Below are 20970 nucleotides of genomic sequence, written 5' to 3'. Positions count from 1 at the left end.
GAGCCCGCGCTGCCGAGCCGCCGTTGCGACGCGCTCGCCCCACGCGCCACCCCGGGGGATGACGACGACGGGAGCGGGCGTGTCCGTGACGGGCTCTACTTCACCGAGTCGGCGAGGTCCGCCAGGTCGCCGGCACCGTTCTCGAGCAGCTCGGCTGCCACGCGGCCACCGACCTCGAGTGCTTCGGCGAGACGGTCCTGCGCAGATCCCTCGAGCACGGCCGCGTGCGACGCCGTGCGGTACTCGGCGCCGTCGGGGCTGTAGACGGTGGCGGAGACGAGCAGGAGCTCGGCGTCCACGACCGCGGTCGCACCGATCGGGGCGGAGCAGCCGGCCTCGAGCTTCGCCAGCACCTCGCGCTCGGCCGACACCGTCAGGCGGGTCGGGGCGTGCTCGATCTTGCGCAGCGCGGCGAGCAGGTTCGTGTCGGTCTCGGCAGCACGGGTCTCGATCGCCAGTGCGCCCTGCCCCGGAGCGCTCGGCCAGAAACCGAGGTCGAGCAGTTCGGTGGCGGCCGACAGCCGGTCGATGCGGCTGAGCCCGGCGGCGGCGAGCACGACGGCGTCGAGGTCGTCGTCGACGCGACCGAGCCGGGTGTCGATGTTGCCGCGGATGTCGATGACGTCCAGGTCGGGGCGCTTCGCCTTGAGCTGCGCGACGCGACGCGGTGAACCCGTGCCGACCTTCGCGCCCTCGGGCAGGCTCTCGACGGTCGCGCCGTTCCGTGCGACGAGGACGTCGCGGGCATCGGCACGCTTCGGCACGGCCGCGATCGTCAGGCCCGGGTACGGCGCGGTCGGCAGGTCCTTGAGCGAGTGCACCAGGACGTCGACCTCGCCGGCGACCAGGGCTTCACGCAGGGCGCTGGCGAACACACCCGTGCCCCCCAGCGACGCGAGCGAGGCGCGGTTCGTGTCGCCCTCGCTCGTGACGGTGACGAGCTCGACCGGGCGACCGGACGCCGCTGCCAGGCGGTCGGCGACGTCCTGCGACTGCGCGACCGCGAGCCGGCTGGCGCGGGTGCCCAGCCGGATCGGGCTCGGTGCGTCGGTCACGGTGCGACGCCGGCGGCGGCGGGCTTGAAGCCAGCGCGGACGTTCTCGCAGCAGCCCGGGCGGCAGACGTCGTACCAGGGACCGATGTCGGTCAGGTGCGGACGCTCGCTCGTGGGGGTGCCGTTGACGCGCTCGAGCACCAGGTCGACGAGACCGGAGACGTAGGCCGGGTCGACACCGGGGGTCTGCGTGCGGACCGACCAGAAGCCGAGCTCCTGCGCGGTCTCGGTGGCTTCCTCGTCGAGGTCCCACATGACCTCCATGTGGTCGCTCACGAAGCCGAGCGGGACGATGAGCACGGCGCGGGTCGAGCCGCCCTTGAGCTCCTCGTTCATGTAGTCGTTGATGTCGGGCTCGAGCCACGGCTGCGTCGGGGGGCCGGACCGCGACTGGTAGACGAGCTTCCACGCGGGCTTGGACGTGCCCTGCAGGTGCGCGTGCTCGGGCTGCTCGAGCAGCTCCGCCCACGCCTGGTCGAGGACGACCTGCGCGACGGCGAGGTGCTGGGCCTCGTAGGCGCCGTGCTCGTCGAAGCCGCGGTAGTCCGGGCCGGACTTCGCAGCGTCGGTCGACGGGATCGAGTGGGTCGAGAACAGCACGTGCAGCTCGGTCGCGACCTCGAGGCCGTCGTTCTCGGCGATGGCCTTCGCCATGCCGTCACGGACGCCGTCGACGAACGGGCGGACGAAGCCGGGGTGGTCGAAGAACTGCCGGATCTTGTCGATCTCGATGGTGCCGAGCAGACCGGTCTCGTCGAGCACGCGTGCGTAGTCCTCGCGGTACTGGCGGCAGCTCGAGAACGACGAGTAGGCGCTCGTGGCGATCGCGATGAGCTTGTTGTAGCCCTTGTCGGCGGCTTCGGTGAAGGCCTGCTCGAGGTAGGGCTCCCAGTTGCGGTTGCCCCAGAGCACCGGCAAGTCGATGCCGCGCGATGCCAGCTCGGCCTCGAGCGCCGCCTTCAACGCGCGGTTCTGGGCGTTGATCGGGCTCACGCCGCCGAAGTGCCGGTAGTGGTGCGCGACCTCTTCGAGCCGCTCGTCGGGGATGCCGCGGCCGCGGGTGACGTTGCGCAGGAAGGGGATGACGTCGTCCTGGCCCTCGGGGCCACCGAAGCCGGCGAGCAGGATCGCGTCGTAGGCGGTCGGGACCTCGACGTGCTCCGGGCCGGAAGCGGCCGCGGGGGTGGCGGCGAGGACGGGCTGACCGTTCGTGATCAGGCTGGTGTCGGTCATGACAGCACCTCCGGGAGTTCGGCGGTCGTCACGCGACGACCCGTGAAGAAGGGGACCTCTTCGCGCACGTGCAGACGGGCCTCGGTGGCCCGGAGGTCGCGCATGAGGTCGACGAGGTCGACGAGCTCGGGGCTCTCGAGCGGCAGGATCCACTCGTAGTCGCTCAGGGCGAAGGTGGCGATGGTGTTCGTCAGGACGCGGCGGTACTTGGCACCAGCGATCCCGTGGTCGCGCAGCATCTTCGAGCGCTCGTCCTCGGGCAGGAGGTACCACTCGAAGGAGCGGACGAAGGGGTACACCGTGATCCACGCCTCGGGGTCCTTGCCACGGAGGAACGCGGGCGTGTGCCGCTTGTTGAACTCGGCTTCGCGGTGCATCGCCATGACGTGCCACACCGGCTCGGTGTCCTGGAACAGCCCGGTGCGGCGGATCTCGCGCAGCACGGCCTGGATGACCTGCGCGTCGTCGCCGTGCAGCCAGATCATGACGTCGGCGTCGGCACGGAAGCCGGAGACGTCGTAGAAGCCACGGACGGTCACCCCGCGCTCGGCGGCGGACGCGACCACGGCGTCGAGCTCGGCCACGGCGTCGTCACCGACGCGGTGGACCGGGCCGAGCGGCCTGCGGAACACGGCCCAGAGGGCGTACGCCGTCATGAGGTTGGGATCGATCCCCGTCGCGGGGTCGGTCTCGTGCGGAGAGGTGTGCGCGGATGCAGGAGCGGGCGCGTCGGAACTCATGGGTCCTTGTCCTATCGGTTGCCAGGGTTGTGGCCGCCCCGCACCCGGTGGACCGCGCTCGGGCGGTCTACCGCCGTCGGAGCACCATCACGACGATACCCCCGACCACCGCTACTCCGGCTGCGAGGCCGGCCAGGTACGGGACCGGCTTCTCGTCGATGCCGCGCTTGACCTTCGACGCCGCGATGCCGATCTGCTTCGGCACGTTGAGCTTGTCCTCGATCGCGTCGAGGGTGTCGAACAGCTGGGCGCGGGTCGCGGCGACGCGGTCTGCGAGATCGTCGTGCGGATCGGTCACGGTTCCTCCGTCGGTGGTGCGGCTGTCGGGGCTCAGAACCGGCCGCCGACGTCCGGCTTGCGGCTGCCGTACTGGCTGGGCGGAGTGGGCTTCTTGCCCATCCCCTTCACCGCGTTGATGTCGTTCTTGACGCTGTCGATCGTGCGCTTCGGCGTGATCGGAAGACCCTTCTTCAGGCGCTTCCAGCCGATCCACCCGAGGATGGCGGCGACGATCAGCATCGCCACGGCGATCACGATCGCTGCGAGCCAGGCCGGCATCACGGTCGCCAGGCCCATCACGGCCGCGGTCAGGAGCACGCCGATCGCGTAGAGCACGATGACGAGTGCACCGACCAGCAGCCCCGCGGCGAGCCCGAAGATCTTGGCCTTCGTGAGCATCTCGGCCTTGAGCAGGTCGATCTCGCCCTTGACCAAGCCCTTGACGAGCTTCGGGACGTCGCCCACCAGACCGAACAGCGAACGCGACTTGCGGTCGCGGGTGTCGGTCATGAGGTGGTGGTGTCCTTCTTCTGACCGACCTTGCGGACGGCCTTCTTGGTCGTCTCACCGATGAACTCGGCGACGTCCGGGGTCTTGTCGGCGATGAAGTCCTCGGCGACGTGCACGCCCTTCTGGACGCCGTTGCTGTTCCAGACCTTGCCGCTGACGGTCTTGATCTGCTCGTACCGCGCCCGTCCGGCTCGCGATCCCAGGACGTACCCGAGTGCGGCGCCGGCGACGAACAGGAGCTTTCCGCGCATGTGCGATTCCTCCGTTGGTTCAGTGTGCGGTGGTCATGCGCCGAACGGAATACGTCCGACGGTCTCACCAACAGTAGCCCCCGGGCGGTCTGGGGTCCGCTCAGGAATCCAGGATCTGTCCAGCAGCGGTGCGGGCGGCCGCGGTGATCCCGGCCAGGCCACGTCCGGAGCTGGCCTCGCCGATGCCGACGACCCCCTCGGCCAGCCCGGCAGCGGTCAGGTCCGGACCGTGCCAGCGGACGCGCGCAGCGCCCGCGACCTGCGTCGCCGTCAGGGGGACGCCGAGCAGCGTGGCCGCGTCGTGCAGCGCTCGGGTGCCGACGGGTCCGTCCGGGTCGACCGGGAGGCTCGTGGCCGCGTCGTCGGGACCGCTCGCGCCCGGTGCGCTGGTCGCGTCGGCGGGCGTCGCGTAGCTCAGGCGCAGCACGTGGCGGCCGGCAGCCGCCTCGGCGAGCCACGGCCACTTCACCGTCGCGTGCGTCAGGGCCTTCGCCGACACGGCCTGCGCGTCCGGGTGCACGAGCATCCCGGTCCCGCGGGGGGCTGCGTCGAGCTCGGGCTGGTCGACGACGAGCGTGACGAGCTCGATCCCGGTCCGGTCCGGCGCCACGGTGCGCTCGGGATCGGGCACCGACGACAGGGTGTGCTGCGCGGGCAGGCGTTCGACCGTGCCGTCGGCTGAGACGACCTCGACCGCGTGCGCCTCGATCCGGGTCGCCCGGGTGTGCAGCCGGACGTCGACGCGGTAGGTCTCCATGTCGGCGACGAGTTCGTCCACGAGCCGGACGATCCCGCCCCGGATCCCCTGCACCGGGGTACCGGCTGCCGCGCGGGCCCGGAGTGCCAGGACCGCGCGGGCCAGCGAGCCCTCGCGGAGCAGTGCCGCACGGAGGCCGGGAGCCACCCGCTCCGGGTCGAGCTGGTCCGGGTGGGTGGAGTGCACCCCGCCGGCGATCGGGACGACCAGGTCGTCGAGGACCCGCTCCCCCATGCGCCGCCGGACGAGTTCACCCAGGGACTCCGCCTTGGCGCCGACCGGTCCGGGCAGCAGCGAGTCCATCTGTGCACGGAGCCCGCCCTTCTGCCCGACCACGGCGAGCACGTCGGCGGCCATCGGGGTGCTCGGGATGCCGAGGAGCCCGGTCGCGGGGATCGGCGACGTCCGGCCGTCACGGGTCATCAACCAGGCACCGCGCGGGTCCGGGGCGACGACGTCGTTGCCGAGCCCGAGTTCGATCGCCAGGCGGCCGACGGCGTCCGTGCGGGTCGCGAAGGAGTCCGCCGCCATGTCGAGGTCGAGGCCGCCGACCGTGTGCCGCCGGATCATGCCGCCCAGCACGCCGGACGACTCGACGAGCACGACGTCCGCGCCGCCCTTCGCCAGGTCACGGGCCGTGACGAGTCCGGCGATCCCGCCGCCGACCACGACGACGTCGGTCACGCGGCAGACCCGTCACCGAGCGAGTGGACCAGCTCGACGACGCGCGTCAGCACCGTCGGGTCGGTCTCGGGCGGCACACCGTGGCCGAGGTTCACGACGTGGGCGCGGGCGGCGCCACCGCGGCGGACGACCTCGCGCACGTGCGCTTCGAGGACCTCCCACGGGGCCGCGAGCATCGCCGGGTCGATGTTGCCCTGCACGCTGACGCCGGTGCCGACGCGGCGGACGGCCTCGTCGAGCGGGAGCCGCCAGTCGACCCCGACCGCGTCGACGCCGACCGTGTCGGTGCCGAGCGTGGTCATGTCGGCGAGGACCTCGCCGCTGCCGACGCCGAAGTGGATGCGCGGCACGCCCAGGTCGGTCACGTGGGACAGCGCCTGCGCCGAGTGCGGTGCGACGTACCGGACGTAGTCGGCGCGCGACAGGGACCCGACCCACGAGTCGAAGAGCTGTGCGGCCGAGGCCCCGGCGAGCACCTGGGCCCGGAGGAACGCCCCCGACACCTCGGCCGCCCAGGCCAGCAGCCGCGACCAGGTCTCCGGCTCCGCGTGCATGAGGGTCCGTGCGCGGATGTGGTCCTTCGACGGGCCGCCCTCGACCAGGTACGCGGCGAGCGTGAAGGGTGCGCCTGCGAATCCGATCAGCGGGGTGTCGCCGAGCTGCTCGACCGTGCGGGCGACCGCCTGCCGGATCGGCTCGAGGGCCGCCGGGTCCAGCGGCTCGAGAGCGTCGACGTCCGCCGCGGTGCGGATCGGTGAGCCGAGCACGGGGCCGCGACCGGGGACGATCTCGACGTCCACGCCCGCGAGCTTGATCGGCACGACGATGTCGCTGAAGAAGATGCCGGCGTCCACCCCGTGCCGGCGGACGGGCTGCAGCGTGATCTCCGACGCCATCTCGGGGTCGAGGCACGCGTCGAGCATGGCCGTGCCCACCCGGAGCTCGCGGTACTCGGGCAACGACCGACCGGCCTGCCGCATGAACCACACCGGCAGCGTCTCCGGACGGTCACCCCGCAGGGCCCGGACGAGGCGGGACCCGCTCGTCCGCCCTGATGCCAGGGGGTGGGAGTCGGGGAGGGATGTGGTCGTCACGTCGGTCACCGGATGATTGTCCCATCGAGCGCGTTACCATTGGCTACGTGCTCATCTGTCTCACGGCGTCGCATCGCAACGCCAGCTTCGACCTCTTGGAGCGACTGAGCATCGCTGCCCCGGCCGCAGCAGGCCACCTCGTGACGGATTCCGACGTCCTGGACGGCGCGGTCGTCCTCGCCACCTGCAACCGTTTCGAGGCCTACCTCGACATCGCCGGCGACGACCGCGACTCCGCCGTCGCCGCCACCGTGCAGGCCGTGGCCGCTGCGAGCGACCTGGACGCCACCGAACTGCGTGATTCGGTCAACGTGCTCGGCGGCAAGGACGTCGTGCAGCACCTGTTCGCCGTGTCGAGCGGACTCGAGTCCGTCGTCGTCGGCGAGACCGAGATCTCCGGCCAGGTCCGCCGCTCGCTCGAGGACGCCCGGAGCAACGGCACCACCACCTCGGACCTCGAGCGGCTGTTCCAGGAAGCCGCCCACACCTCGCGCGGCGTCAAGACCCGCACCCGGATCGGTGCCGCCGGTCGTTCGCTCGTGCGCCTCGGCCTGCAGCTCGCGTCGTCGCGCGTCACCGACTGGGCCCACACCCGCGTGCTGCTGATCGGCACCGGCAGCTACGCGGCCACCACCATCGCGGCCCTGCGCGACCGCGGCGCCGTGCACATCCAGGTGTTCTCGCCCTCGGGCCGTGCCGCCTGGTTCGCCGCGAAGCACGACCTCGTCGCCGCCCGTGACCTGCGCCACGCGATCGGCACCAGCGACGTCGTGATCACCTGCACGTCGAGCGAGCTCCCGGTCGTCGCACCGGCCGACCTCGACGACGGCATCCGCCGCATCGTCATCGACCTCGGACTCCCCCGCAACGTCGACCCGGCCGCTGCCGGTGTCGACGGCGTCGAGCTGCTCGACCTCGAGACCATCAGCCTGCACGCCCCGATCTCCGAGCTGAACGCCGAGTCCGAGGCCCGCGCGATGGTCGACGACGCCGTGTCCCGCTTCCGGGCGCAGGCGCTCGAGCAGTCCACCACCCCGGCCCTCGTCGCCTTCCGCAAGCACGTGTTCGACATCCTCGACGACGAGATCGACCGCGCCAAGCGCCGCGGCGACGCCGACGGCGAGTCCGCCGAGCACACCGAGCGGGCGCTCCGGCACCTGGTCGGCGTCCTGCTGCACCGCCCCTCCGTCCGGGCCCGTGAGCTCGGCCGTGCCGGTCGTGGCGAGGAGTTCGTGGGGGCCATCGACGCCCTGTTCGGCGTGCGGCCCGAGCCCGAGGCAGAGCTGCCGGCGCCCGTCGTCCCGCTCGCCGATCGCACCGCCCTGGACCCGACCGTCTCGAAGCGCGCCGACGAGGCGGACGCGAGCTGAGCCTCCCGGCCGACACGACCCAGCAACCCACGCTGCGGGTCAGCGCGCTCCTGCTGGTGCGGGACCGACGCGTCCTGATGGTGCGTGCGCGAGCGCGCGACGTGCTCTACCTGCCCGGCGGCAAGGCCGAGCCGCACGAGACCGACCTCGACGCCGCCATCCGCGAAGCACACGAGGAGACCGGCCTGCGGGTGACCGCCGATGACGTCGACCCGTTCGGTGTCGTCCTCGAGCCGGCCCATGGGCAGGCACCAGGCACGATGGTCGCGATGACGCTGTTCCTGGTCCGACCAGGAGGCCCGTTGGACTCCGCCACGCCCGTCGCCTCGGCCGAGGTGGACGAGGTCGAGTGGGTCACCTCGGCGGATGCCGGTCGCTGCCCGCCAGCGGGCGTGGAGACGCTCCGCCGCCTGGTGGCGGCGGAGCGCATCGACTAGTCGTCAGGCCTGGTCCTTGTCGACGTAGTGGCCGGTCTCGCCGTCCTGCGTCGGTTCGGCCTCGCCGGGGATGTCCGACTCGACGTACTCGCCGTCGGGTCCGCTCGACTCCGGGCGGGCCTCGCCCGGGATGTCGCTCGCGACGAACTCGCCGACGGGCTCCGTCGTCGTGACGCGCTCCTCGCCGGGGATGTCGCTGTCCGTGAAGGCACCTGCGCGGGTCTCGACCCCGTCCGCGCGGCCCTCGTCGCCACGTGCCTGTTCGTGCTTGCCCGTCATGTCCGACCTCCGCTGCTCGGGTTCCTTGCTCCGGAGTGTGCTCGCGGTCCCTGGATGCCGACCGAACCACGATCTCCCGGTGGTGGTTGCCTGTGCACCATGCAACGCAGCAGTCGATCGAAGTTCCTGCTCGCCGTCACCGGGCTCGTCGCAGTCGGGGCGTTGGCGGGTTGTGCCTCCGGCGGGGAACCCTCCGCCACCGAGACGGTGACCGCACCCGCGCCGTCGCCGTCCGCGTCGTCGTCCTCGTCGGCGTCGTCGTCGTCCGCGACCCCGTCGTCCGGCTCGTCGGCGTCAGCCGGCACCGGTTCCGGGTCCTCCGGATCCGGGTCGTCGGGATCCGGGTCGTCGGGATCCGGGTCGGCCGCCGGCGGTCGCTGTGCCGCGTCCTCGCTCGCCGCCAGCATCGAGCCGGGCAGCGGCGGTGCGGCCGGCAGCGTCATCGTGCACCTCGCCCTGCAGAACACCGGCTCGACCACCTGCACCCTGCAGGGCTGGCCGGGCGTCTCGTTCGTCGGCGGCGGCAACGGCACCCAGATCGGTGCTGCAGCGACCCAGGAGAAGAGCTCACCGCACCCGACCGTGACCCTGGCCGCCGGGCAGACCGCCGTGGCGCCGCTCAAGATCGTCCAGGCCGGGAACTACTCGAAGGCCGACTGCTCGCCGAAGACCCCGGACGGCTTCCGCGTGTACCCGCCCGGATCCAAGCAGTCGCTGTTCGTGAAGGACGCCGACTACCAGGCGTGCTCGTCCGCCGATGCGTCGCTGCTGTCCGTGCAGGCGCTCGTGCCGGAGGGGCAGGCGACGTCGTAGCGGGTGGGTGACGGCTGGCTCGTCAGGCAGCCGGATCGCCGTGATGCCCACGAAGGGCACCTCCGGCAGTTCACCGGAGGCCCGGCGGCGGTGTCGGCCTCGGCCTGGCCGCCTCGGGCCTCGTGCACGATGGACCGGTGACCTTCGCCATCAGGGACGAACGACCGGGGACCGACGAACTCCTCACCCTCTACGAAGCCGTCGGGTGGACCGCGTACACGCAGGACCCCGCCGCCCTCGCCAGGGCGATCGCGGGCTCCGACACCGTGCTGACCGCACGCGACGACGACGACCGCTTGCTCGGGCTCGTCCGCACGGTGTCCGACGGCGTGACGATCGTCTACGTCCAGGACCTGCTCGTGGTGCCGGAAGCGCACCGGTCCGGCGTCGGCGGCGCGTTGCTCGACGCCGTCCTCGAGCGGTACGCGGGTGTCCGCCAGACGGTCCTGCTCACCGATGCGGAGCCAGGTCAGCGCGCGTTCTACGAGTCACGTGGCTTCGTCGAGGTCCACGACGTCGCCCCGCAGCCGTTGCGGTCGTTCGTGGTCCTCCGCTGAGCACCGATGGGTCTCGCGACCGATACCGCACTGCGACGGCCCGTTCCTAGACTCACGGCATGGGGGCTCGAAGACGAACACGGTCCGCGGCAGCGATCGCGACCGCACTCGGGGCCCTTCTGGCACTCGCAGCGTGCACGATGCCACCGCCGCCGCACGGGTCGGAGTCGGCGCTCGCGGACCTGATCGCGGACGTCGATCGGCTGCCCGGCGTGGGCTCGACCGAGGGCGAGATCCGCCAGTTCGACGCCAAGGACGACCCGGACAACTGGCTCACGTCGCTCCGGGTCACCGCGGACACCGCCGACCTCGCCGTCGCCGAGCGGGTCCGGCGGACGGCCGAGCGCGGTGTCACCGGCACGACGCTGCAGGTGACACTCGACGTGCCGTCTGCGCGGAAGACCGCTCCGGTCAGCCTCGATCCGATGGACCGCAGGGTCGTCGGCCTGGCCGGTCGGCTGCGCACGCGGACCTTCGTGCGACAGCTGTGGATGACCCCGACCGGTTCGAGGATCGGGCTCGTGCGGGACGTCAGCTTCAGCGATGCAGCGAAACGTGTGCGGACGATCACCGGTCCAGAGCCGACGAACACGAGTACGACGAGGACGACGACCTTGAGCCGCGGCGACGTGTCCGTCGACGTCACGGCCACGCACCCCGGCCGGGCCCTGATGCGCATGATCGACACACTCGCCGACGACCACCACGTGGAGCGCCTCTACTACTCGCCCGGGACGACGTACGCAGACGCGGCGCGGGCCCCCGACGACGCTTCCGGCCTCCCGGCAGTGGCCGATCGGCCGTCCCTGTCGATCGGCGTGCGTCCGCTCGGCGACGTCGCCGAGACCCTCGCCGCGACGACGGACGAGGCAGCCGATGCACACCGCGCACCGCGGACCGCCTTCGACCTGGGCAGCGGCGCGGTCAGTGGGTGGCTCGGGCTCCCCCTCGACGCACCCAAGCCGCGGGATGTCGGTCCGGACGGCGACGCACCGACGAGTCCCACGCCGACCCCGTGGGTCCCTGCAGACGTCGACGACCGCGCCACCGTGCTCCGCGCGTTCCTCGAGCGGTCAGCAGCCGCCGCCGGGGTCCCGGCGACCGTGACGACGGGCACCGAACAGTGCGCGACGTCCGGGTCGTCCGACCCGACCGGCACCCGGGCGACGGCGCTCAGCGTGGTGCCCGTGTTCGACGTGGTCGACGACGCCCAGGAGCCGTTCGACGCCGTGACCGCGCTCTGGACGTCCGAGGGCCTCGGGGTCAGTGACCGCGCGATGGGCCGCGACTCCTGGTCGTCTTCCTCCGGCGCAGACCCGGCCACCGCCAGCATCCGCGGCACCGTCGACGGGTTGAGCCTCACCGCCGAGTCGGCTTGCGTGCCGCCACCCGACGCAACGTCCGAGGGGAACTGAGCGACCCGGTCAGCGGCGCGCCGGGGCGTGCACTGCCTCGAGTAGTTCGGTGCCCATGGTCCGCAGTGCCTCGATGACCGCGAGGCGCCGCTGCAACGAGGCGTCGTCGAACGTCACCGTCACGGCGTAGCTGACCGACGAGCCCGGACCCCGGAGGATCCCGGCCTCGGCACGGACGCCCGTACTCGACCCGGTGACCGCGACGACCTGCAGCCCGTGGTCGAGCGCACGGTGCGCCAGGGGGTCGAGGCCGAACGAGCCGGCGACCAGGTTCAGATCGCTCGCCAGCGACAGCCAGCCGAGCACCCGGTTCGAGACCGCTTCGTCCACGACCTCGCCGAGCGCCAGTCCGCGCATCACCCACGCGAGCTCACCCGTCGGGGCCACCGAGGCGTCCGGGGCGTCGTCCGGACCACGACGGTCGCGCACCCGGTCGATCAGCGCGGTCCGCTCGATGCCGAGCGACTCCGCACGCTCGCGGACGGCGTCGATGCCGACCGTCGACAGCAGTGCGTTCATCGCCCAGGTGTCACCGGTGGCGCCGACCAGGGTCGCCAGGTCGGGCACCTGCATCGTCGGTTCCTGCAGGAACTGCCACAGCCCGGCGCCGGTCGCGGTGTCCCGTGCCATGCGCTGGAGGCGGTCGCCGTGCAGGCGTCCGTCCTCGAGCTGTGCCGCGACCTCGATCAGCAGCAGCACCCTGCCGAGGCTCGCGACGGGCTGCACGACGGTGTCGTCGATCGCGAGCAGGGCCTTGCCGGTCGAGGTGTCGATCACCGAGGCGCTGACGCCGGCGCCGTCGAGGGCGAGGGCACCGAGGGCCTCGGTCGTGGCGCCGAAGCGGTCGTCCGGCCGACCGCTGTGCCGACCGCGGGCCCGACCGCCACCATCCGAGCGGTCCTCCGGCCGCCGACGGCGTGACGACCGAGCCGCGTCCGGCTCCACCATCACCAGATCGCGACGCGCTCGGCGGGGTCGAGGTACATCGCGTCCTTCTCGGTCACGCCGAACGTGTCGTAGTAGCCGTCGATGTTGCGGACGACCTGGTTGCACCGGAACTCGTTCGGCGAGTGCGGGTCGATCGACAGCAGGCGCGCGGCTTCCTCCGGACGGATCGCCATCTGCCACGCCTGCGCCCAGCTCAGGAAGAACCGCTCGGCACCGGTCAGGCCGTCGACGACCGGGGGCTCCTGACCGTCGAGCGACAGCAGGTACGCCTTCCACGCGATCGACAGGCCACCGAGGTCGCCGATGTTCTCGCCGATCGTCAGGGCACCGTTGACGTGGCCGTCCGGCACCTCGGTCGGGACGAGCGCGTCGTACTGGGCGATGAGGGCCTTCGTGCGCTCCTCGAACGCCGTGCGGTCGGCCTCGGTCCACCAGTTCTCGAGCTTGCCGTCGCCGTCGTACTGCGAGCCCTGGTCGTCGAAGCCGTGCCCGATCTCGTGGCCGATGACGGCACCGATCGCACCGTAGTTGGCGGCGGCGTCGCGGTCGGCGTCGAAGAACGGGAACTGCAGGATCGCCGCGGGGAACACGATCTCGTTGAAACCGGGGTTGTAGTACGCGTTGATCGTCTGCGGGGTCATGAACCACTCGTCGCGGTCGATCGGCTTGCCGATCTTGCCGAGCTCGCGGTCGACCTGGAACGACGCGACGGCGCGGACGTTCGCGACCAGGTCGTCGGGCACGACCGGCAGCGCCGAGTAGTCGCGCCACTTGACCGGGTACCCGATCTTCGGCGTGAACTTGTCGAGCTTGTCGAGGGCACGCGCACGGGTCTCGTCGGTCATCCAGTCGAGCGCCGTGATGCTCTGCCGGTACGCCTCGACGAGGTTGGCGACGAGGTCGTCCATCGTGGCCTTCGAGGTCTCGTCGAAGTGCTCCTGCACGTAGATCCGGCCGACGGCCTCGCCCATCGCGCCCTCCACCAGGGAGACGCCGCGCTTCCAGCGCTCGCGCTGCTTCGGCGCCCCGGTGAGGGCGGTGCCGTAGAACGAGAAGTTCGTGGCCGAGAACGCGCTCGTCAGGTACGCGGCCGAGCCACGGATGACCTGCCAGCGCAGCCAGTCCTTCCAGACCTCGAGCCGCTGGTCGCGCAGGAGCTCGGCCAGGCCCGTGATGAACGACGGCTCGCGGACCACGACCGTCTCGAACGCGCCGGACGGTGCGTCGATGGCCTGCCACCACGTCTGCAGGTCGATGCCCTCGGCGAGCGCCGCGACCTCGGCCCAGGGCAGCTTGTTGTAGGTCTTCTGGCTGTCGCGGGTGGTGACGTTGTCCCAGTGCTTCGACGCCAGGGCCGTCTCGAGCGCGATGACGTGCTCGGTGCGGTCGCCGCCGTCCTCGAACCCGGCGAGCGGGAACATCGCCGCGACGAACTCGCGGTACTTCGTCCGGATGTCGGCGAAGCGCTCTTCGCGGTAGTACGACTCGTCGGGCAGACCGAGGCCGGACTGCTCGAGGAACACGACGTAGGACTCGGGGTCGCCCGGGTCGTTGTCGACGAAGAGCTGCAGGAAGCTCGGCAGCCCCAGGCGCTCGAAGCGTCCGACGGTGGCGATGAGCTCGGGCACGGACTCGATGGCCGTGATCTCGGCGAGGAGCGGCTCGATCGGCGCGGTGGCGAGCTCTTCGAGCCGGGCTTCGTCGGTGAAGGACGAGAAGAGGTCACCGACCTTGCGCTCCTCGGTGCCGGGGGCGGCCTGCTGCGAGCGCTCGATGATCGCGCGGACGGCGAGTTCGGCGGCCTCGGCCAGCACCGTGAACGAGCCGTAGCGGGCCTTGTCGTCGGGGATCGGCGTCTCGGCGATCCAGGTGCCGTTCACGTGGCGGTACAGGTCGTCCTGGGGGCGCACCGCGGGGTCGAGTTCGTCAGTGTGGATGCCGGAGGCACGTGCGACGTCGGTCATGCCGTCCACGATAGCCACCGACGCCATGCAGCAGGTCGGTGTCCGTCGTCACCTGCGCACGGCTGCCGGTACGGTCATCGCATGGGACTTCCGTGGAAGCTGCACGGCGACGGCAAGACCGTCTCCGCGACGACGATCGTGGCACCGGACGAGCGACTGACCTGGGCCCGGACGATCGGTCTCGGCGTGCAGCACGTCGTCGCGATGTTCGGCGCCACCTTCCTGGTGCCGCTGCTGACGGGGTTCCCGCCGTCGACGACCCTGCTGTTCAGCGGCATCGGCACGATCCTGTTCCTGCTCATCACCGGCAACCGCCTGCCGAGCTACCTCGGGTCGTCGTTCGCCTTCATCGCACCGATCGGTGCTGCCACCAAGATCGGCGGCATCCCCCTCGCCCTGTCGGGCATCATCGTCGTCGGCGCCCTGCTCGCGATCGTCGGGCTCGTCGTGCACCTGGCCGGCGCCGGGTGGATCGACCGCCTGATGCCGCCGGTGGTGTCCGGCGCGATCGTCGCCCTGATCGGGTTCAACCTGGCACCTGCGGCGAAGGACAACTTCACGGCCGCCCCGGTCGTCGCGGTCATCACCCTCGCCGCGATCATCCTGGTCACCGTCCTGTTCAAGGGGCTGATCGGTCGCCTGTCCATCGTCATCGGCGTGCTCATCGGCTACGTGGCGGCGCTCATCGGCGGTCAGGTCGACTACTCGAAGGTCGGCGACGCGAAGTGGATCGGCTTGCCGACGTTCACCGCTCCCGCGTTCGACCCGTCGCAGCTCGCGATCTACCTGGCGTTCGTGCCGGTCGTGCTGGCGCTCGTCGCCGAGAACGTCGGCCACGTGAAGGGTGTCGGACAGCTCACCGGCCGCGACCTCACGCCCCTCACCGGCCGGGCGCTCTTCGCCGACGGCATCTCCACCGTGCTCGCCGGTGCCGGCGGCGGCTCCGCCACCACCACCTACGGCGAGAACATCGGCGTCATGGCCGCCACCCGTGTCTTCTCCACCGCCGCGTACTGGGTCGCCGCGATCGCCGCCGTCCTGCTCGGCCTCTCCCCGAAGATCGGTGCGGTCATCTCCTCCGTCCCCGCCGGCGTGCTCGGCGGCGCGACCACCGCCCTGTACGGTCTGATCGGTGTCATCGGCATCCGGATCTGGGTCGAGAACCGGGTCGACTTCTCGAAGCCGAAGAACCAGCTGACCGCTGGCATCGCGCTCATCATCGGCATCGCGGACTTCACGTTCGCGTTCGGCCAGGCGAGCTTCGGCGGCATCATCCTCGGCACCATCGCCGCGATCGTCGTCTACCACCTGATGGACCTGATCGGGCGGGCGCGCGGCACCGACGAGGCGACGCCCGTCACCTCCGAAGAGGCACACGCCGCCACCGGCGGTGTCCCCGCCGAACCACGCGCCGACTGACGCGAGTGGTCGGCCGGAACGCGCGTCCGGCCTGACGACGTGGGACCACCGGACGGGAGGCCCGTGGCGGCGCCGCCACGGGCCTCCCGTCCGTCATGACGCACGTCGACGACGTGGGCCGGCCTTGACACCCACGTCCAGTCATGCGGTCACGACCGCGACGGCGCTAGCGTCGGACCGTGACCGACTTCGTCCGCTACCAGAGCGCGGTGCCCAACCGACGTGGTCGTTTCCCCGGGATCTTCGCGCTGACCAACGGTCTGCGCGCGGCCGGAGCCCTCTCCGACACCGACGACCGCTGGCTGGTCGCCGCGAACCAGCGAGCAGAGGGGCTGTACGTGGACCCCTCGACCGTGGAGACGCGGCTCTTCGACGAGGCACGCAATCCAGGGGCGCGATCCTGGTTCCGGACGAGTGCCACGGCCCTGCTCACGATGAGCGCGGACTACCTCGACCTGCTCGACCGGTACGGAGTCGCGTGGGTGGAACTGCGGACCAACAGCCCTGGACGGATCGCCTACCAAGACGACGTGCAGATCGTGGCAGTGCCGCTGACCCACCCGTCGGACTGGCCGTTCTGAGCCGGTGTGCTGAGATTGCACGATGAGCACGCACCTCGAGCGCACGCGCACCTTCACCGCGATGCACGTCCCCGGCGCACCCGTTGTCCTGCCGAACGTGTGGGACGTCGCGTCCGCACGCATCGTCCTCTCGGCCGGGGCGGATGCGATCGCGACGACGAGCGCCGGCGTCGCGTGGTCACGCGGCCACCGCGACGGCAACGATCTGACCCGGGACGGCGCGCTGGACGCCGTGCGGCCGATCGCAGCGGCAGTCGACGTCCCGTTCACCGCCGACATCGAGCGCGGGTACGGCGAGACACCGGGCGACGTCGCCTCGACCGTGTCCGCGTTCCTCGAGCTCGGCGTCTCCGGCGTGAACATCGAGGACTCCCTCCGGCCGGTGGCGGAACAGGAGGACCGCATCCGCGCAGCCCGCCAGGCTGCGGATGACGCCGGCATCCCACTCTTCGTCAACGCTCGGATCGACACCCACCTGCTGGGCGTGCCCGGGAGCGACGCCTGGGCGGAGGAGACGCTCACCCGTGCGAACGCCTACGCCAGGGCCGGCGCCAGTGGCGTCTTCGTGCTCGGAGCGCTGTCGGCCGCCACGATCTCGATGCTCGTGGACGCGATCGAGCTGCCCCTCAACGTCGCGTTCGGGCCCGGGACCCTGTCGGTCGGTGACCTCGCCCAGGCGGGGGCGAGCCGGGTCAGCGCTGGATCGGCGATCGCCGAAGCCGCGTACAGCGTCGCCGGCGACTGGGCTGCACAGATGATCGGCACGCCGGGTGCTGTCGTCTCGGCACCACCGACGCTCGGCTGGGCCGCGATCAACGAGGTCGTCCGCGACTGAACCCGCGAAACGCGGGACCACCGGACTGGAGGCCCGTCACGACGTCAGCCGAGGACGGGAACTGGGTTCTGATCACCCAGACCGGGAACTTGCTCGATCCCATCTCCCGGGAATGCGCCGGAGCTCGGGCTACGCGACGGCGACGATCTCGAGGAACGTCTGCTCCGTGACGATCTCGATGGTCTGGCCCGTGGCGGCGAGGTCCTTCGCTCGTTGGACCTTCCCGCTGAGGGAGGTTCCGGGGCGCAGCGTTGCGGGGTCGAAGCCGCCCATCACGACCAACGTGGTCTTCTTGGTGACGTTGCCCGAGACGACCGCTCCGAACGAAGCGACGAGCGTCTGCGCCTCGGTGCGGGTGTAACTGTCGAGGTCGCCAGAGAAGCACACCACCTCTCCGAACAGGGGGTGCGCCGGGTCAGCCTCTGCGGCCGGTTGAGGAAGATCGGCCTTTCGCTGGTACACACGGCCAGCGCGGTTGGTGCCCTTCGACCGGATTGGTACGGCAGCCCAGAGTTCGTCGACGCTCTCGACCTGCTGCTCCTCGGCGATGCGCAGGATGATCAGCGCGCAGGCGAGCGAGTCAGCGCCGGCTTCGTGGTGGTGGAAGTCCGGCAACGCAAAGTGTTCGACGACCAGCGGAAGACGGTGGCTGGGCAGTTTGCAGTGGTGCCGGACCACGGCGAGAGCATCGAGGAAGTCCAGTTGCGGGTCGGGTGCTCCTGTGAGCGAGTTGGCCGCGTTGTAGACGCCCTTGTCAAAGGGACTGTAGGCGACGACGGGAAGCCCGTTCGTCACGGTGCGCAGCCGCCCGAGGGTCTCGGACCACGTCGGGGCGCCGTCGACGTCGTCCGGTCCGATGCCGTGGAGGTACGTGTTGGTGAAGTCCAGCCCAGTGGGCGGTTCGACGTACCAGGACGTCGTGGACTGGACAGCCCCGTCGATGACCGTAGTGAGGCCAACGGCACAAACCGATGCACGGTCGAAGTTGGCCGTTTCGAAGTCGAGGGCGACGAAGCTCAGCGTCATGCTGGCAGCTTAGGTGAGAACCGCTCGTTCTTCGCTCCATCTCCCCCTCGACTGGAGTGTCCGGTCATCGCTCGAGTGTCACCGACAGTCGAGCGAGTGCAGAGTGATCAGCGTCGGCTGCGCAACGGGATGTGGCCCCACCAGCCCAGGCCAGCGGCGTCGAAATCGAGGGTGTCGAGGTAAGCGCCAAGTGGTTCGCCGATGTTGAAGTCCGCGACATTCTGTCCGAACTCCTCTGGAGTCGACGGGTCGCCGGTTGCGTAGGCGTCCGTGCGGTCGATCGTCGTCCACCGGTTGCGGATGATCCCGACGCGAGGACCTTGCCACGGGGAGTCGTAGACGACGCGGAACTCGTCAGCCGTGGCCCAGGCGTCGTGCACGACGACGCTTGCCGCCTCGGTCGGGCCGCCGTCGCGGAGTTTCCGGAGGCATGCGAGCAGAGCCCGCTGACCCCATTCCTCAGCACGAGACGCCTCGAGCTCTGCGATCAGCTCAGCATGTCGAACGCTCTCCATGTGGCGAACGTATCAAGCGAACCGTCCGACGACGGACCTGGCCTCGATCGGTGCGGCGATGCTTCCGAAAGGTGCGCCGACGGAATCAGGCGTCCGCCCAAACTGGACGGTTCAAGAGCCAAGGATGCCCCTCTGGGAGTCCGACGCGATCGCCGAAGGCGAGGTCTTCGAACCGCGCGGGCAACATGACCGGCACAGCAGAGGTCGGCTGGGCGAGCAGGTCCCACCGATCCTCGTACCGACTCCAAACGCTGATGTGCACACGGGACCTGTCGACACCCGCGTTCCGGGTCCCCGGAACCGCGTCGGGGTCCGTTCGCCAATCTTCATGCGCGATGAAGGCTGCAGCCGCAACGTGGTCTCGGGGAACGATGAACGAACGGGGCGCCGAGACGTAGTCGGACTGTTCCGGCAGGCTCACGAATACGAACCACTCTCGATCCGAGCGCGCCGTCTGCTGCGAGTTCGAGCCGAGTGGGTAGTTCACATTGGAGGCTGCTCGAGCCGCTTTGACCTGCACCTCGATCGCGGGGCGCGAGAGGTCTTCGGTATGCACGGCGGGGATGTCCGTCCGCGCGAGCCCATCGCGCGTCAGCGCGGCACCCCAACCCTGCCGAACGAGCATCGAACACACCCAGTGTTCCCCAGCGGACTTCGTCATCTTGTTGTCGGCCATCAGTGCTTCCCTTCGACGTGGATGGGCCTATCGGCAACGCAGGGGCGGCATGTTAGGGATTCTCACTTTCCAATAGCCTCGGGACACGAGCTGGGCTATGAAACGCGCGCGCTCGGCATCGCCGACAGAATGGGTCGGTGCACCGACCGACGCGACCCGCTGTGACCGCCGCCGAGCGGCGCGCGGTCGACCGCGACATCGTGCGCCTGGCGGTGCCGGCGCTCGGCGCGCTCGTGGTCGAGCCGCTGTTCCTGCTGACCGACACCGCACTCGTCGGCCACCTCGGTGCGACGCCGCTGGCGGCCGTCGGACTCGCGAGTGCCGTGCTGTCGACCGTGACCGGGCTGCTGGTGTTCCTGGCGTACTCGACGACGCCGGCCGTGGCGCGCGCGCTCGGCGGTGGTGACCGACGATGCGCAGTCCACGCCGGCATCGACGGGATGTGGCTCGCACTCGTGCTGGGCGTGGTCCTCGCGCTCGTCGGGTGGCCGCTCGCCGGGCCGCTCGTCGACCTGTTCGGTGCGTCGCCCGACGTCTCAGCGGCGGCGACCGCGTACCTGACGGTCTCACTCATCGGGCTGCCCGGGATCCTGGTCGTCACCGCCTCGACCGGGCTGCTGCGCGGGCTGCAGGACACGAAGACCCCGCTCGTCGTCGCGACCGTCGGGTTCGTCGCGAACGGACTGCTCAACGCCCTCCTGATCTACGGCGCGGGTTGGGGCGTCGAGGGCTCCGCCGCCGGCACCGTCATCGTGCAGTGGGCGATGGCGATCGTCTACGTCCGGATCGCCGTGCGGGCCGCGCGATCATCGGGAGCGCCGCTTCGCCCCGGCGCTTCGGGCGTCGTCCGGGCACTGCGGTCCGGGGCCTGGCTGTTCCTGCGGACCGCGTCGTTGCGGATCGCGATGCTCGCGACCGTCGGCGCGGCCGCCGGACTCGGGACGGCAGGACTCGCGACGACGCAGGTCGGGCTGACCGTGTTCTCGACCCTGGCGTTCGCGCTCGATGCCCTGGCGATCGCCGGGCAGGCGCTCGTCGGGCACGGCCTCGGGGCGCGGGACCCGGCCCGGGTACGGCTGGTGACGCGGCGGCTCGTGCTGCTCGGGATCGTCGGTGGGGCGCTGCTCGGCGTGGTGACCCTGGCTGTCAGTGGTGTGCTCGGGCCGGTGTTCTCCGACTCGTCCGCCGTGCGGGATGCGCTGCCGCCCGTGCTGGTGCTCATCGCCGTCGGGATGCCCGTCGCCGGGTACGTCTTCGTGCTCGACGGGGTGCTGATCGGCGCAGGGGATGCGCGGTACCTGGCGATCGCGGGAGGCGTGAACCTGGTCGTGTACCTGCCGTTGCTGTGGTGGACTGGTGGGACGCTCGCGGGGCTGTGGGCGGCGTTCGCCCTCGGGTACATCGGGGTCCGGGCGGTGACGCTCGGGCTGCGCGCGCATCGGCGTGGATGGGTGGAACAGGCGTTGGCGCGGTGAGCGGGTCTGGTTCTTCCAGCGGGACTTCTGTGCCTGTGGCTCCGTCGTCTTCTGTGGC

Annotated in this window: 23 protein-coding genes; 9 read left to right on the top strand and 14 right to left on the bottom strand. The window is 71.0% G+C overall.

All coding sequences use genetic code 11. The features are described 5' to 3' along the window. Nucleotides 1-95 precede the first annotated feature (95 nt). The 8 genes from hemC to hemE all read right to left on the bottom strand — a co-directional run bounded on the left by hemC (nucleotide 96) and on the right by hemE (nucleotide 6602). Nucleotides 96-1055: a hydroxymethylbilane synthase gene (hemC, locus tag EDF51_RS15170; protein WP_134195495.1), complete on the bottom strand. Its 960-nt coding sequence runs from the start codon at nucleotides 1053-1055 to the stop codon at nucleotides 96-98. Continuing rightward, nucleotides 1052-2287, bottom strand: coding sequence for a ferrochelatase (locus EDF51_RS15165; protein WP_134195493.1), 1236 nt, complete (start codon nucleotides 2285-2287; stop codon nucleotides 1052-1054). The genes hemC and EDF51_RS15165 overlap by 4 nt, the downstream gene beginning before the upstream one ends. Beyond that, a complete protein-coding gene (hemQ, locus tag EDF51_RS15160; protein ID WP_243834039.1) occupies nucleotides 2284-3027 on the bottom strand; it encodes a hydrogen peroxide-dependent heme synthase in 744 nt (247 codons plus the stop codon). The genes EDF51_RS15165 and hemQ overlap by 4 nt, the downstream gene beginning before the upstream one ends. A gap of 67 nt (nucleotides 3028-3094) precedes the next feature. Then, nucleotides 3095-3325 carry a DUF3618 domain-containing protein gene (locus EDF51_RS15155; RefSeq protein WP_111083767.1) on the bottom strand — a complete coding sequence of 77 codons (231 nt, stop codon included), beginning with the start codon at nucleotides 3323-3325 and terminating at the stop codon, nucleotides 3095-3097. Nucleotides 3326-3357: 32 nt separating this feature from the next. Continuing rightward, a complete protein-coding gene (locus tag EDF51_RS15150; protein WP_134195491.1) occupies nucleotides 3358-3816 on the bottom strand; it encodes a phage holin family protein in 459 nt (152 codons plus the stop codon). Continuing rightward, a complete protein-coding gene (locus tag EDF51_RS15145; protein ID WP_017887727.1) occupies nucleotides 3813-4067 on the bottom strand; it encodes a hypothetical protein in 255 nt (84 codons plus the stop codon). The genes EDF51_RS15150 and EDF51_RS15145 overlap by 4 nt, the downstream gene beginning before the upstream one ends. A 100-nt stretch (nucleotides 4068-4167) precedes the next feature. Further along, nucleotides 4168-5508 (bottom strand): FAD-dependent oxidoreductase, encoded by a 1341-nt coding sequence (locus EDF51_RS15140; protein ID WP_243837138.1) that lies wholly within the window; start codon nucleotides 5506-5508, stop codon nucleotides 4168-4170. Further along, nucleotides 5505-6602, bottom strand: a complete 1098-nt coding sequence (gene hemE, locus EDF51_RS15135) for a uroporphyrinogen decarboxylase (protein ID WP_134195489.1) — start codon at nucleotides 6600-6602, stop codon at nucleotides 5505-5507. Before hemE ends, EDF51_RS15140 begins: the two co-directional genes overlap by 4 nt. A gap of 47 nt (nucleotides 6603-6649) precedes the next feature. Between hemE and EDF51_RS15130 the strand changes: the two genes are divergently transcribed. Both EDF51_RS15130 and EDF51_RS15125 read left to right on the top strand, forming a co-directional pair. Next, the gene (locus tag EDF51_RS15130; protein ID WP_123294506.1) at nucleotides 6650-7972 is read left to right on the top strand and encodes a glutamyl-tRNA reductase; all 1323 of its coding nucleotides are present in this window, start codon (nucleotides 6650-6652) and stop codon (nucleotides 7970-7972) included. Then, entirely contained in the window at nucleotides 7969-8409 is a 441-nt protein-coding gene (locus EDF51_RS15125) for an NUDIX domain-containing protein (protein WP_279586157.1), read from the top strand. Before EDF51_RS15130 ends, EDF51_RS15125 begins: the two co-directional genes overlap by 4 nt. 3 nt (nucleotides 8410-8412) lie before the next feature. Here EDF51_RS15125 and EDF51_RS15120 read toward each other — a convergent pair whose 3' ends face one another. After that, complete coding sequence (locus EDF51_RS15120) at nucleotides 8413-8688, bottom strand: hypothetical protein (RefSeq protein ID WP_123294504.1); 276 nt, start codon at nucleotides 8686-8688, stop codon at nucleotides 8413-8415. A gap of 99 nt (nucleotides 8689-8787) precedes the next feature. Here EDF51_RS15120 and EDF51_RS15115 point away from each other — a divergent pair, with 99 nt between their 5' ends. The 3 genes from EDF51_RS15115 (at nucleotide 8788) to EDF51_RS15105 (ending at nucleotide 11473) form a co-directional block, all read left to right on the top strand. Continuing rightward, the gene (locus EDF51_RS15115) at nucleotides 8788-9501 is read left to right on the top strand and encodes a DUF4232 domain-containing protein (protein WP_123294503.1); all 714 of its coding nucleotides are present in this window, start codon (nucleotides 8788-8790) and stop codon (nucleotides 9499-9501) included. Nucleotides 9502-9638: 137 nt separating this feature from the next. Further along, nucleotides 9639-10058 carry a GNAT family N-acetyltransferase gene (locus EDF51_RS15110; protein WP_123937197.1) on the top strand — a complete coding sequence of 140 codons (420 nt, stop codon included), beginning with the start codon at nucleotides 9639-9641 and terminating at the stop codon, nucleotides 10056-10058. Nucleotides 10059-10198: 140 nt separating this feature from the next. Further along, nucleotides 10199-11473: a hypothetical protein gene (locus EDF51_RS15105; RefSeq protein ID WP_132099284.1), complete on the top strand. Its 1275-nt coding sequence runs from the start codon at nucleotides 10199-10201 to the stop codon at nucleotides 11471-11473. A gap of 9 nt (nucleotides 11474-11482) precedes the next feature. On the opposite strand, the gene EDF51_RS15100 is transcribed toward EDF51_RS15105, so the two are convergent. Then, on the bottom strand, nucleotides 11483-12421 hold the full coding sequence (locus tag EDF51_RS15100; RefSeq protein WP_131880861.1) for a serine hydrolase: 939 nt from the start codon (nucleotides 12419-12421) through the stop codon (nucleotides 11483-11485). After that, on the bottom strand, nucleotides 12421-14385 hold the full coding sequence (locus EDF51_RS15095) for a M13-type metalloendopeptidase (RefSeq protein ID WP_132099283.1): 1965 nt from the start codon (nucleotides 14383-14385) through the stop codon (nucleotides 12421-12423). The genes EDF51_RS15100 and EDF51_RS15095 overlap by 1 nt, the downstream gene beginning before the upstream one ends. 81 nt (nucleotides 14386-14466) lie before the next feature. On the opposite strand from EDF51_RS15095, the gene EDF51_RS15090 reads away from it, so the two are divergent. The 3 genes from EDF51_RS15090 to EDF51_RS15080 all read left to right on the top strand — a co-directional run bounded on the left by EDF51_RS15090 (nucleotide 14467) and on the right by EDF51_RS15080 (nucleotide 17220). After that, a complete protein-coding gene (locus EDF51_RS15090) occupies nucleotides 14467-15804 on the top strand; it encodes a solute carrier family 23 protein (RefSeq protein WP_132099282.1) in 1338 nt (445 codons plus the stop codon). A gap of 179 nt (nucleotides 15805-15983) precedes the next feature. Beyond that, nucleotides 15984-16385 carry a hypothetical protein gene (locus tag EDF51_RS15085; RefSeq protein ID WP_132099281.1) on the top strand — a complete coding sequence of 134 codons (402 nt, stop codon included), beginning with the start codon at nucleotides 15984-15986 and terminating at the stop codon, nucleotides 16383-16385. 22 nt (nucleotides 16386-16407) lie between these two features. Then, nucleotides 16408-17220, top strand: coding sequence for an isocitrate lyase/phosphoenolpyruvate mutase family protein (locus EDF51_RS15080; RefSeq protein ID WP_131880852.1), 813 nt, complete (start codon nucleotides 16408-16410; stop codon nucleotides 17218-17220). Nucleotides 17221-17349: 129 nt separating this feature from the next. Here the strand turns inward: EDF51_RS15080 and EDF51_RS15075 are convergent, their stop codons facing one another. The 3 genes from EDF51_RS15075 to EDF51_RS15065 all read right to left on the bottom strand — a co-directional run bounded on the left by EDF51_RS15075 (nucleotide 17350) and on the right by EDF51_RS15065 (nucleotide 19437). After that, nucleotides 17350-18246 carry an exonuclease domain-containing protein gene (locus EDF51_RS15075; protein ID WP_132099280.1) on the bottom strand — a complete coding sequence of 299 codons (897 nt, stop codon included), beginning with the start codon at nucleotides 18244-18246 and terminating at the stop codon, nucleotides 17350-17352. Nucleotides 18247-18353: 107 nt separating this feature from the next. Next, on the bottom strand, nucleotides 18354-18761 hold the full coding sequence (locus EDF51_RS15070; RefSeq protein WP_132099279.1) for a hypothetical protein: 408 nt from the start codon (nucleotides 18759-18761) through the stop codon (nucleotides 18354-18356). 85 nt (nucleotides 18762-18846) lie between these two features. Next, nucleotides 18847-19437, bottom strand: a complete 591-nt coding sequence (locus EDF51_RS15065) for a hypothetical protein (RefSeq protein WP_132099278.1) — start codon at nucleotides 19435-19437, stop codon at nucleotides 18847-18849. Nucleotides 19438-19574: 137 nt separating this feature from the next. On the opposite strand from EDF51_RS15065, the gene EDF51_RS15060 reads away from it, so the two are divergent. Beyond that, nucleotides 19575-20912 carry an MATE family efflux transporter gene (locus tag EDF51_RS15060; protein WP_243837137.1) on the top strand — a complete coding sequence of 446 codons (1338 nt, stop codon included), beginning with the start codon at nucleotides 19575-19577 and terminating at the stop codon, nucleotides 20910-20912. Nucleotides 20913-20970 lie beyond the last annotated feature (58 nt).

The organism is Curtobacterium sp. PhB25 (assembly GCF_004365375.1).
GTDB lineage: Bacteria > Actinomycetota > Actinomycetes > Actinomycetales > Microbacteriaceae > Curtobacterium.
This window is presented reverse-complemented; position numbering and strand designations above follow the sequence as displayed.

What these genes read in the sequence shown, in the direction of transcription:
- EDF51_RS15105 (WP_132099284.1), top strand. Translation starts at nt 10,199, where the DNA reads ATGCCACCGCCGCCGCACGGGTCGGAGTCGGCGCTCGCGGACCTGATC.
- EDF51_RS15120 (WP_123294504.1), bottom strand. Translation starts at nt 8,688, where the DNA reads ATGACGGGCAAGCACGAACAGGCACGTGGCGACGAGGGCCGCGCGGAC.
- EDF51_RS15115 (WP_123294503.1), top strand. Translation starts at nt 8,788, where the DNA reads ATGCAACGCAGCAGTCGATCGAAGTTCCTGCTCGCCGTCACCGGGCTC.
- EDF51_RS15070 (WP_132099279.1), bottom strand. Translation starts at nt 18,761, where the DNA reads ATGGAGAGCGTTCGACATGCTGAGCTGATCGCAGAGCTCGAGGCGTCT.
- hemQ (WP_243834039.1), bottom strand. Translation starts at nt 3,027, where the DNA reads ATGAGTTCCGACGCGCCCGCTCCTGCATCCGCGCACACCTCTCCGCAC.
- EDF51_RS15090 (WP_132099282.1), top strand. Translation starts at nt 14,467, where the DNA reads ATGGGACTTCCGTGGAAGCTGCACGGCGACGGCAAGACCGTCTCCGCG.
- EDF51_RS15065 (WP_132099278.1), bottom strand. Translation starts at nt 19,437, where the DNA reads ATGGCCGACAACAAGATGACGAAGTCCGCTGGGGAACACTGGGTGTGT.
- EDF51_RS15150 (WP_134195491.1), bottom strand. Translation starts at nt 3,816, where the DNA reads ATGACCGACACCCGCGACCGCAAGTCGCGTTCGCTGTTCGGTCTGGTG.
- EDF51_RS15075 (WP_132099280.1), bottom strand. Translation starts at nt 18,246, where the DNA reads ATGACGCTGAGCTTCGTCGCCCTCGACTTCGAAACGGCCAACTTCGAC.
- EDF51_RS15165 (WP_134195493.1), bottom strand. Translation starts at nt 2,287, where the DNA reads ATGACCGACACCAGCCTGATCACGAACGGTCAGCCCGTCCTCGCCGCC.
- EDF51_RS15080 (WP_131880852.1), top strand. Translation starts at nt 16,408, where the DNA reads ATGAGCACGCACCTCGAGCGCACGCGCACCTTCACCGCGATGCACGTC.
- EDF51_RS15100 (WP_131880861.1), bottom strand. Translation starts at nt 12,421, where the DNA reads ATGGTGGAGCCGGACGCGGCTCGGTCGTCACGCCGTCGGCGGCCGGAG.
- EDF51_RS15095 (WP_132099283.1), bottom strand. Translation starts at nt 14,385, where the DNA reads ATGACCGACGTCGCACGTGCCTCCGGCATCCACACTGACGAACTCGAC.
- EDF51_RS15145 (WP_017887727.1), bottom strand. Translation starts at nt 4,067, where the DNA reads ATGCGCGGAAAGCTCCTGTTCGTCGCCGGCGCCGCACTCGGGTACGTC.